Here is a 10,367-nt window from a genome sequence, read left to right as displayed (position 1 = left end):
TTAATCCAGTGTGAGAGGCTGGTGTGAGAAAGTTGAAAGAGTTTTGCCGTAGAAATGATGCCTGCATGACCAGCCAGGTAATGATTTACAGCGGCAAGTTTTACTTCAAATTAATGTTTCATAAACTGCACCTTCAGATGTCAGATTATGTCCAACATTTGGGGTGCAGTTCATTGCCGCGTCTTATCAGGCCTACATTAACCGTTAGTTAATTTTTCAAACTCTTCACACCCGGTATCAAACCCTTCCATACAGCTCAGATTCAACCAGTGCAGCGCCTTTTGCTTGTTCTTCTCGATAAAACCTTCTTCACCGTTTAAGAACATCATTCCCGCCCAGTACTCGGAATAACCGGTTCGGGAAATCGCAGAGCTGCGTTTGAAATACCAGGTTGCCTTGTCATCGTCGGCCTTAATGCCCACGCCGTTGGCGTAAATCAAACCAAGCAGCATTTGGGCATCGACGGCAGAGTCGTTCTCCAGATCTTCCGAGGCGTTTTCTAACAGCGAAATCGCCTTTGGATAATCCGGTTTACCCGCTTGCGTATTTACCAGAATATGCGCCAGCGTTACTTCACCTTCTTTACTGCCCGCTTGCGCCGCTTTCTCTGCAAGAACTTTTGCTTGTGGATAGTCCAGACTGACCGGATTGGTGATTTTGATCTGCGCTAACAGCGCGCAGGCATCAGCATCACCGCTGTCGGCGGCTTTCTGTGCCCAATATTCGGCTTTGCTCAAATCGCCGGAGCTAAACCAGCTGTCGGCAAGAAAATATTGTGCGCGTCGGTCCCCGGCCTCTGCTGCCTTTAAATACTGGCTGCCAGGCTCGGAGTCGTTCGCGTGGGCAAAGAATGTCAAAAACAACATCAATGCGATAATTTTTTTCATTTTGATAATACGATTGGGTAGGGAGTAACCAGTATAAAGAGTTCGAATGGATAAAAAAACAGCCTCCGAAAGGAGGCTGTAGAAAGGACTGTATTACGCCAGTGCCGCTTCGCGCAGGCGAGTTTTCAACTTGTTGTACTCGTCAATCACGTACTGCTCGGCGGCGCGCTGATCGGCGATCGGCTCGACGCGCACGGCGCAGTATTTGTATTCCGGCGTTTTCGTAATCGGGCTTAAGTTTTCGGTAACCAGCTCGTTACAGGCACCAATCCACCACTGGTAGGTCATGTAAATCGCCCCTTTGTTCGGACGATCGCTGACCTGCGCACGGGTGATAATTTTGCCTTTACGCGAGTGCACCCAAACCAATGCCTCATCTTCAATACCCAGACGTTTGGCGTCTTCGGTATTGATTTGTGCGTAGCCAGGTTCATCAGCCAGCGCCGCCAGTGCCGCACAGTTACCGGTCATCGAACGGCAAGAGTAGTGACCAACTTCACGCACCGTTGACAGTACCATCGGGTACTCGTCGGTGAGTTTGTCGATTGGCGCTACCCAGTCGCAGGTGAAGAACTGCGCCAGACCGTTCGGGGTATCAAACTTCTCTTTAAACAGATAAGAAGTCCCCTGATCGGCATCTGAAGTATCGCGGCAAGGCCACTGAATGAAGCCCAGTTCGCCCATTTTCTCGTAAGTCGCACCGTAGAAATCCGGGCACAGATGACGCAACTCATCCCAGATCTCCTGGGTGTTGTTGTAGTGCATCGGATAACCCATACGGGTGGCGATTTCACTGATGATTTGCCAGTCCGTTTTCAAATCCCATTTCGGTTCAACTGCTTTAAAGAAACGCTGGAAGCCACGGTCAGCCGCAGTAAACACGCCTTCATGCTCGCCCCATGACGTTGACGGTAAAATGACATCCGCCGCCGACGCGGTTTTGGTCATAAAGATGTCCTGAACGATGACCAGTTCCAGATCTTCAAAGGCTTTACGTACTGCCGACAGCTCCGCGTCAGTTTGTAGCGGATCTTCGCCCATAATGTACGCGGCACGCACTTCACCATGCGCTGCGCGGTGCGGCAGCTCGCTGATGCGATAACCGGTATGAGCAGGCAGGCTTTCCACGCCCCAGGCTTTGGCGAATTTCTCGCGGTTAGCCGGATCTTTCACGTACTGGTATCCCGGATACGTATCCGGCAGCGCGCCCATATCGCAGGCACCCTGTACGTTGTTCTGACCACGAACCGGGTTTACACCCGCATGTGGCTTACCGAGGTTACCGGTCAGCATCGCGAGGCTGGTCAGAGAACGCACGGTTTCCACGCCCTGGTAGAACTGGGTTACACCCATGCCCCACAGGATGGCGGCGCTTTTCGCCTGGGCATACATCCGTGCCGCCTGACGAATCTCACTGGCGCTGACGCCGGTGATATCTTCAACCGACTCCGGCGTGTAGCCTTCAACGATTTTACGATACTCTTCAAAGCCTTCTGTACGGGAAGCGATGAACGCTTTGTCGTACAGATTTTCTTCAATAATGACATGGCCCATCGCATTCAACAGCGCGATGTTCGAGCCGTTTTTCAATGCAATGTGCATGTCAGCAATGCGCGCAGTTTCAATTTTGCGCGGATCGCAGACGATAATTTTCGCCCCGTTACGTTTAGCGTTAATTACGTGGTTCGCCACGATTGGGTGGGAATCCGCCGGGTTGTACCCGAAAACGAACACTAAATCGGTATTATCAATTTCGTTAATAGCATTGCTCATTGCGCCATTACCGACCGATTGGTGCAGACCTGCAACCGATGGGCCGTGTCAGACACGAGCGCAGCAGTCAACGTTATTGGTACCAATAACGGCGCGCGCAAATTTTTGCATTACATAGTTGGTTTCGTTACCCGTACCACGCGAGGAGCCGGTCGTCTGGATGGCATCCGGACCGTACTTCTCTTTGATGGCGCTCAGGCGCTCGGCAACGTAATTCAGTGCCTCATCCCAGGAAACAGGTTCGAGTTTGCCGCCACGCTGGCGACGGATCATGGGGGTTTTCAGGCGCGGGGTCAGGATCTGGGTATCGTTAATGAAGTCCCAGCCATAATAACCCTTCAGACACAGGGTACCCTGGTTGGTTTTCCCCTGCGCTGCCTCCGCCCGGACGATTTTGCCGTTATCGACGACCAGGTTGATTTTGCAACCTGATGCGCAATAGGGGCAAACCGTGACGACTTTTTTCATCGGTCTCGCTCCAGTTAATCAAATCACGCATACGCGCTCTCGACTACAGTATGCATCTTTTATGCCACATTTTATTTGGGGTCATTCCCTGATATTACGGGCACTATTTATTCAAAACTCTGACGAAAAACAGGCTGTCGTCAGTTTTGACGTGACGAAACGAAATACCGCGTGACAGCCATCACGCGGTAGACATTTTATTTTTTCTCGACGACGGGAGCCGCCTGATACCCGCCGCCCAGCGATTTCATCAACTGAATGCTTTGGATCACCCGGCGGCTGTCCAGCATCAGTAATGACATCTCTTCGGCAAGCACTGGCAACCGGGCTTCGGTGGCCTGTAAGCGGCTGGTTAAGCCGCGCTGGTAGGCGGCCTCGGCTGCGCGCTGGGTGAAGCGCGTTGCTTCTACGCGTTCAGCCTGCATCTCTCGCTCGTCGTTGAGCGTTTGCAGACGTGTGCCGTTGACGGCAACGTCACGCACCGCGTTCAGTACTGACTGGTTGTAACGTTCAATCATCATGTTGCTGGCGGCGCGAGTGCCTTCGAGATTGGCATTCAACCGTCCACCGTCAAACAGCGGCAATTTCAGACCCGGGATGAAGTTGAACTGGCGACTGGTTTTTTTGAATAAGGTATCCAGGTGGATAGAATCCAGGCCGAAAAACGCTTTGATATCAAAGCTCGGGTAGAACAACGCCCGCGCGGAATCCACCTGATCTAATGACGCCTGAACATACCAGCGCATGGCTTGCAGATCCGGGCGTCTGGCGAGCAACTCATAAGAGAGTGTCGCCGGAATGCCGGTCTGGACTCGTGGTAATGCCACCGGTTTGATCTCCGGCATATCGCTGGCTCCCGCGCCAATCAATGCGCGCAGAGATTCTCTCGTTTCGGTGATTTGCCCTTTAACGGCAGCAATTTGTTTATCGACCGCCAGAATCTGTGCCCGCGCGCCGTGGAAAGGCACTTGCGCTTCCAGACCGTGCGCCACTTTACTCTGGTGCGCTTTTACCGCGTAATCAATCACATTGCGTGTTTGTTCTAACAGATCGAGCATCTGATAGCTGGCCTGCATACTGTAATAAAGCTGCGCTACGCCCGTGGTCAGCGATAGCTCTACTGCTGCGGTTTCTGCCAGCGCGGCATTATGCGCGCCAATGGCGGCGGCAACCGCTGAGCGATGCACACCCCACAAATCGAGATCCAGTCCGGCAAACAAACCTACTGTGGCTTCCGTATAGTACGGCCCGTCCATCCCCAGTGCGGGCGCATCCATCGCATAAGGGCTTAAAAAGCCGTTCGCCGAGACGCGTTGGCGGTTAAGCATCCCTAACGCTGCCACCTGCAACTGTGAACCGGCATCTAACAAATCGGCCTGCGATTGCGCTTTTTCTTCCCGCAGTTTCGCTTCGGCGAGGGTGTGTGAACCACTTAGCGTCCGTTGGATCAAAGCATCCAACTGCGGGTCATTGAGTTGTTTCCACCACTGCGCCTGCGGCCAGCCGGAGCTGGCAAGATGAATATCATCGGCCAGTTTGATTTGTTCCGGTTTGAGCTGTTGATGAGGCGCAGAATCCTTACGTACCAGGGCACAGCCGGAAATCAGCGTCGTGCTGCCGAGAATGCTGCACAACAGCAGGCGTGAAAGTTGACGATTGATCATTGCGTGGCTCCTTGTGCCTGTTCCGTGGCGGGCGTTAATGCCGGGGCTGTCCAGTCTGGCAAGCGGGCGAAAAGCTGGCAGACGTGTTGTTCCTGTTTTAATAAGGTGGGCAGGATGGCCTGCGAGGCGGGTGTCTCTTCAAGCGTTATTTGAGGAGAACGGCTGAGTGCGGTTGCCAGACCGGCAGCGTATTTCTCCAGGGCGTCGGCAAACTGACCAGCTCTGTCCGGCTGTAGTGCGTTATCCAGCGCCTGCGCCGAGTTCCAGGTGGCATCCCAGGCGTGAAGAATATCGCGACCCTGACGAATAACCGTTTGCGAACGTTCAATCAGTAAGGCGCGTTCTTCGCTATCCAGTTGACGTTCCAGCGCTACACGTTGGCACATCTCTTCACAGGCATTAAACGCCGCATGCAGACCTATGCGAATTTGCAGATAAGTGCGCAGAGCCGTGACTTCCTGCTGGCGTGGGATCCGCATTACTTTACTTAACATACCCAGCGCGCCAGCCAGTTTTTGCGGCAGGGTGCGCGCTTCACTTTCAGGCCAGACAAAGGTGTAAATCACCGCGGACACCACGGTACCAATGATGATACCCAGGGCGCGATCGCGAATTTCCACCAAGTCGTACACCGGGCCAAAAACATTTTCGAGCGTGGCGAGCGCGAAGGTGACCACCATCTGTGTGCCGATATAAGAAGAGCGTTCAGAGCTGGTGGCAATCCATGCGCCCAACAGGAAAATCGGTGCCAGCACAAACAGCAATTCGACAATATTGTCCAGCCAGGGCATGACCAATAACGTGAATAACAGCGCCAGAATCGCGCCGCAAAAGGCCCCGCCAAAACGCAGCACCATCTTCTGGTACGACGAACCGACATTTGGATTAGCGACGATCACGCAGGTCAGCATACAGGTGTGAATGCCTTCCCAGTCCACGCCGCTGTAGAAGGTGTAACAGATCAAACAGGCGAGCAGCGTTTTTATCGCGTAGCGCATATAGTCTGGATTGGTAAAAGCGTCGGCGACCATTGATGGCGGTTTGGTGGCGGGCGTTGGCGGCGTATTCGGGTCCATCTGACCCAGTTGCAACAATGTCTGGCAGATATTCTCCAGGTTACATTCCCGTGCCGCCATCGCTTCACTTTCAGTGATCCGCCAGTCGCTTTGCCAGCACTGACCTTCGGCAATGGTATGTTGCAGCTTGTTGATTTCTGAGACTAATTTTTGCCGAAGTTCAATGATTGCCTGCGAATCTGCAAAAGAGGTGGGATCGTAGCGATTCAGCGTCGAGTAAATGTAGGTTACCGTTGCCACGCAGCTTTGCCACCATGCGCTCTGAGTACGCCAGTCGGCATCGTCCGCGAGGCAAAAGACATTGAGTTTTTGCAGCGCCAGCGCCTCTCTTTCAATCCGCGTTTCGGGTAGCGGTGTGAGGCTGTTCGTCAGGTGGCTAATGGCATCATCAAGCCGATCATTAAGCGCCTGATGCATCTGCGTGATAGCGCGGCTGGGAAACCACAGCACGCCGATTAACGTCATCAGCAAGGTTGGATAGAGGCCAACAACGATACACCACAGCGTTAAGCGCACGACCACTTCCGGATAATCGAGCATGGCGGGGAAGGTTTGCCCGTAAATGGCGACAATGGCGACAGCGAAAAAGACCAGTCCCAGCCGATGGGTGCGCATCAAAAACATACATCCCATCAGGATCGGCCCTGCGATGATCAATCGGATCAACGGTTCGCCGTATGACCATTTGTAGATCAAAAACAGGCTGCCGATCTCCAGCACCGTGGCAACCACAAACAAGATCGCGACAAATTTGGTGTAAAACGCGTTGGACTGAATACCGTAAAACAGCACCGCCAGCGATAACGCCACAAAGGGGATCTCGAAGGTCATCGAGATCAGAATCACCAGCAGGCAGCCTACCCAGAGTTGCACGGTCTGCGGCACACGACCTGGCCGCCGCTCGCTTAACTCTTCATGAAAGAACGCCAGCAGCCTGACCACCGGTAATGGCAGGGAGTTGAGCGCGCTCATTATTGTGGCTCAAGATTAGCGACTGCCGAAGCGCCGATGCGGAACATTTCCGGGTCAGGTTTTTCAACCATGATTTTGACCGGAAAACGCTGGGCAACGCGGACCCAGTTAATAGAACGAGACACTTTCGGCAGGCCGCCCAGCACCAGGCCGCCGTCATCCGGTAGCACGCCGTAGCCAATCGAATCCACTTTACCCTCGAAGGTTTTGCCGCTGTCGCTCATCAGGCGAATCGTTGCGGGTGTACCTGAGCGAATATTTTTCAGATCGGTTTCGCGGAAGTTGGCGATCACGTACCAGTGACGAGTGTCGATTAGGGTAAAAATAGGGCGCATCGCAGAAGCAAATTGCCCGACGGAGGTTTTGAGGGAAATGACCCGGCCATCAAACGGCGCGCGAACGGTCGCCATTTCCAGATGCAGTTTGGTCAGGGCAATATCCGCTTCGACCGCCGCACGTTGGGCGACCAGCGCATCGACGCCGCTGACGGCACTGGCGGCTGACTGCGCCTGCAACAATACGGCATTAAGATCGGCTTCTGCGGCGCGCTGCGCAGTTCTTGCACGGTCAACGTCTTCCGCAGAGACAAAACCTTCTTTCAGTAATGGCTCGGTGCGGCGTAATGTATCTGTGGCCTGTTTCGCGGCGGCACGGACTTTTTCTACCGTGGCATTAACCGAGTCGGCACCAAACTGTTGCGCGTCAACGCTACGTTGGGTGAGCATAATTTGCTTATCCAGCGCCGCGAGGGAGGCTTCGGCTTTCGCCAGATTGGCTTCGTACGGGCGCGGGTCGATGCGGAACAGCAAATCGCCCTGTTTCACCGCCTGGTTGTCGGTGACCGCCAGTTCTACAATGCGACCGCTGACTTCCGGCACCACATCAATGGTATCTGCTGACGCGTAGGCGTCATTAGTTGATGGCGCACTGTCTACGCGCCAGATAACGAAAACAAGGGCAACCAGCGCCAACGCAACCACTAACAGAGCAGGGAATTTACTGCGAGGAGCTTTTTTCGGCGTACTTTCCATGAGCGCGTCTCAAATAGATTAGAAAAATGCCAGCCAGAACAGCATGGCGTAGAGAGCAAAAAGGGCGGTATAAATAATTCCGACAAATGCCAGATTGATATTTGCCCTCTGAATAATTCGCCTCGTGATGAGCGTCAAAATAAGGCTGGCAATGGCGCAGAAAAACCAGCTGGGATAATAAGCGCCGATCACCGGGATTGCCGGAGATAATGAGCATCCCGAAACCATGAAGACGGGAATTATCCAGGCTGTTTTTTTGAGTTGCATCGCCATGCGAGAGAGAACTGTTGGCATATTAAATACATCCTGTCTGCTGCGAACAATATCTGTAGTGAATATCAATATCCATTGAAGGCGTCAGTATGGCTATTTTCTCGATGAATAAAAATAGCTTTATTCAGCCACCGCATTCATAACTTATATATTTTATTTATTAATTGTCTGTATATATTTTTAAAATAAATGCTTTTGGGGGCTTCAGCGCCCCCAAAAGCGAGTGGCATTAATTTGGGGTTACGATATTCACCCACAAATCGAAATTATCCAGACAGGCAATAATTTCTTCCAGTTTTGCGCCATTGCCAATAATTTTGGCTTTCTTCGCCTTTACCAGATCCGCCATTTTGGCTTGTCCGACCAGCACGTCGTGCAGATCGCTGCGGCTCATGTAAAACGATGCGTCTACCTTCGGTTGCAGTACTTTACGGTAGTTCAATACGCTATTGTTGAGTGAGAGGTTCAGGTTATCGTTGTCAGAGAGATTGAAGTTCAGGCTGATGGATTTGCCCGCGGCTTTCTCACTGTTCAGACGAACAGCCATGTAATCAAGCAGCATCTCGACGGTCATACCCTTGATGGTGTCAGGAGAGGCGGTGCTGGCGTGTTCGATTTTCTTCGCGCCCTCACGCAGTTCTTTCGCTCCCGTCAGGTAGAAGCCGCGCCAGGTGGCTGATTCGGCCTGATAACCCAATTGTTCGAAGGTATCGGCCTGTAGGTTTTTCGCCACCTGGTCTCCCGGATTGGCAGCAATCACCTGTTTCAGCAGTTCAGAGGCCCAGCGGTAGTCGCCCTGTTTATAGGCTTCACGCGCCAGATTGATAGCATGTGCGGAACCTCCCAGCGCTTTGACATAACGTTTACCCATATCGACCTGGCCATACGGATTCAGGTTTGCTGGGTTACCGTCGTAGTAGCCGAGGTAAAAGTTATATACCGCGCGAGCGTTATGACTGACGGAGCCATAATAGCCACGGCTGGCCCAGTTTTTATCCAGCGTTTCCGGCAGATGAATCATGTTGCCGATTTCATTCATGGTGTAACCCTGGTTCGCCAGGTGCAGGGTCTGGTCGTGAATATACTTAATGGTGTCGCGATATTTTCCAATATAATCATTGATATGTTGATTACCCCATACTGGCCAGGTATGTGGCATAAACAGCACTTCTGCTTGTGCTCCCCACTTATCCAGCGTTTCATTCAGGTAATCGGTCCACTTCGCGGTATCACGGGTTTTCGCGCCACGCAGGGTGTAGAAGTTATGCAGGGTATGGGTGCTGTTTTCCGCTGTGCACAGGGCTTTCAACGCCGGAATATAGAGGTGCATTTCAGACGGCGCTTCGCTGCCTGGAGCCATCAGGAATTCGAAATCCAGCCCGTCGATATTGAGTTTCTCTCCTGTCTTGGTGATAGATCGCGTCGGCGCGATAATTGTCGGGCCGCCGGTAGTAAGCGTAACACCCAGCCCGTTGCCGATATCTCCCTGTGCATTATGCGGGAGTAGCAGGCCGTAAGAGTAAAATGCACGGCGACTCATGATATTACCCGCCAGCACGTTTTCACTGATGGCTTCGTCCATAAAGCCTGCCGGGGCGATGATCTGCACTTTGCCTGCTTTTACATCGGCTTCTGAGACAATACCTTTTACGCCGCCATAGTGGTCAGTGTGGCTGTGGGTGTAGATAACGGCCACAATCGGTTTTTGTGGGCGGTGTTTGAAATAGAGATCAAGGCTGGCTTTTGCTGCATTTGGCGTCACCAGCGGGTCAATGACGATGATGCCCGTATCACCTTCAATGAAGGTGATGTTCGAGATATCCTGGCTGCGCACCTGATACATGCGGTCGGTGACTTTAAACAGGCCAGAAATGCCGTTGATCTGCGACTGACGCCACAGGCTTGGGTTAACGGTTTCGGGCGCGGGCGCATTGATATCAAATTTATAATCTTCTCCGCGATAATATGGTTTGCCATTAGCATCGCGCAGAATACCTTCATCCAGCAGCGGAGCGATAAATCCACGCTGAGCATCGTCAAAATCCTGACGATCGCTAAACGGTAATGATTTGGCGTAATTCTGATTAACCTGTTGGGTATATTGAGTGGCGGCTTTCGCTTCATCTGTTGCGTAAGCGGTATTTATCATCATGCCGCTGGCGGCAGTGAACGCAATAACAATCCTGCTCAAACGGAATAACCGAGAGTTATTCATATAAATCT

At 52.5% G+C, this 10,367-nt stretch carries 7 protein-coding genes; all 7 read right to left on the bottom strand.

Annotation, left to right across the window (positions count from 1 at the left end; genetic code table 11):
* Positions 1-197: 197 nt before the first annotated feature.
* Positions 198-887: a Sel1 family TPR-like repeat protein YjcO gene (gene yjcO / locus ACJHX7_RS23110; protein ID WP_000719886.1), complete on the bottom strand. Its 690-nt coding sequence runs from the start codon at positions 885-887 to the stop codon at positions 198-200.
* Between the two features lie 93 nt (positions 888-980).
* The gene (gene fdhF / locus ACJHX7_RS23105; RefSeq protein ID WP_094030439.1) at positions 981-3,128 is read right to left on the bottom strand and encodes a formate dehydrogenase subunit alpha; all 2,148 of its coding nucleotides are present in this window, start codon (positions 3,126-3,128) and stop codon (positions 981-983) included.
* 197 nt (positions 3,129-3,325) lie between these two features.
* Positions 3,326-4,792 (bottom strand): multidrug efflux transporter outer membrane subunit MdtP, encoded by a 1,467-nt coding sequence (gene mdtP / locus ACJHX7_RS23100; RefSeq protein ID WP_000610586.1) that lies wholly within the window; start codon positions 4,790-4,792, stop codon positions 3,326-3,328.
* Positions 4,789-6,840, bottom strand: coding sequence for a multidrug efflux transporter permease subunit MdtO (gene mdtO / locus ACJHX7_RS23095; protein ID WP_094030438.1), 2,052 nt, complete (start codon positions 6,838-6,840; stop codon positions 4,789-4,791). The genes mdtP and mdtO overlap by 4 nt, the downstream gene beginning before the upstream one ends.
* Positions 6,840-7,871: a multidrug efflux transporter periplasmic adaptor subunit MdtN gene (mdtN, locus tag ACJHX7_RS23090; RefSeq protein WP_094030437.1), complete on the bottom strand. Its 1,032-nt coding sequence runs from the start codon at positions 7,869-7,871 to the stop codon at positions 6,840-6,842. Before mdtN ends, mdtO begins: the two co-directional genes overlap by 1 nt.
* 18 nt (positions 7,872-7,889) lie before the next feature.
* Positions 7,890-8,165: a YtcA family lipoprotein gene (locus ACJHX7_RS23085; RefSeq protein ID WP_001305715.1), complete on the bottom strand. Its 276-nt coding sequence runs from the start codon at positions 8,163-8,165 to the stop codon at positions 7,890-7,892.
* Between the two features lie 208 nt (positions 8,166-8,373).
* Positions 8,374-10,359 (bottom strand): alkyl/aryl-sulfatase, encoded by a 1,986-nt coding sequence (locus ACJHX7_RS23080; RefSeq protein ID WP_094030436.1) that lies wholly within the window; start codon positions 10,357-10,359, stop codon positions 8,374-8,376.
* Between the last annotated feature and the right edge of the window lie 8 nt (positions 10,360-10,367).

This window comes from Escherichia sp. WS1451 (assembly GCF_046487365.1).
Taxonomy (GTDB): Bacteria; Pseudomonadota; Gammaproteobacteria; order Enterobacterales; family Enterobacteriaceae; genus Escherichia; species Escherichia coli.
The sequence above is the reverse complement of the archived record's forward strand: the minus strand, read 5'-3'. Positions and strand labels throughout refer to the sequence as shown.